1 protein-coding gene is annotated in these 701 nt (G+C 69.2%); it reads right to left on the bottom strand.

Features of this window, described 5'->3' with window-relative positions; genetic code table 11:
• Nucleotides 1-8: 8 nt before the first annotated feature.
• A complete protein-coding gene (locus EEJ42_RS31050) occupies nt 9-416 on the bottom strand; it encodes a hypothetical protein (RefSeq protein ID WP_148082061.1) in 408 nt (135 codons plus the stop codon).
• Between the last annotated feature and the right edge of the window lie 285 nt (nt 417-701).

Below are 701 nucleotides of genomic sequence, written 5' to 3'. Positions count from 1 at the left end.
GGTCGGGGTCAGGACGGGGGCGTGTTCGACGGGGTGTCCTCGCCTTTGCTGTCCGGGTCTGTGGTGGTGGACGCGGCGGCCGGTTCGCCGGGGGCGGTGTTCCAGGCGTACGCGCCGAGCACGGTGAGTACCGTCATCGCCGCATACAGGACAGTCCAGATCCATGGGGCGTGCCGCAGAGCGCTTGATGCGGTGGCGGCTGCGAGGAACACGGCGGACAGGGCGTAGAGGCGGGCGAACGTCTTTACGCGGCCCTTGGTTTGGGCGGGTGCCCGGCCCCGCAGAACGGCCCTGACGGGGCGGGGGTCTTTTTGCCGGGGCCGGGTGGCCTCGTCGGCAGTGAACACGACCAGGATAAAAGCCTGCAAGCACAGGGCGGCCAGCAGCCAGGGGGTGGGATCGGCGAAAATGTTCATGAGCATCCATCTCTCAAAGCAGGAAGTGGGCTGAAAGGAGCCGGGGCCGCCCAGTGCGCGGCGCGGCGGGGCGGGGCTCGGCGGTGCCAGCGTGTGGCACGGTCCAGCAGCAGCCCCTTCACCACCGCACGAGGAAAAGACGAAACCGCGCGGGGCGTTCCCGGTTGAACACACCGTCGTGCACCACACGGTTAGCAGCGCAACCCCCTTGTTCGCCGGGCAGGGACCCCGGAGCGCGGGCAAGGGCCGCGGCTGAGAAGCTGTGCCAGAGCCTGGGTTTCGAAG

It is taken from the genome of Streptomyces botrytidirepellens (genome assembly GCF_003721215.1).
Taxonomy (GTDB): domain Bacteria; phylum Actinomycetota; class Actinomycetes; order Streptomycetales; family Streptomycetaceae; genus Streptomyces; species Streptomyces himastatinicus.
Note: the sequence above shows the minus strand (reverse complement) of the source record. Positions and strands in the feature narration are given on the sequence as shown.

Coding starts and splice junctions, on each gene's coding strand:
- EEJ42_RS31050 (WP_148082061.1), bottom strand. CDS start 416: ATGAACATTTTCGCCGATCCCACCCCCTGGCTGCTGGCCGCCCTGTGC.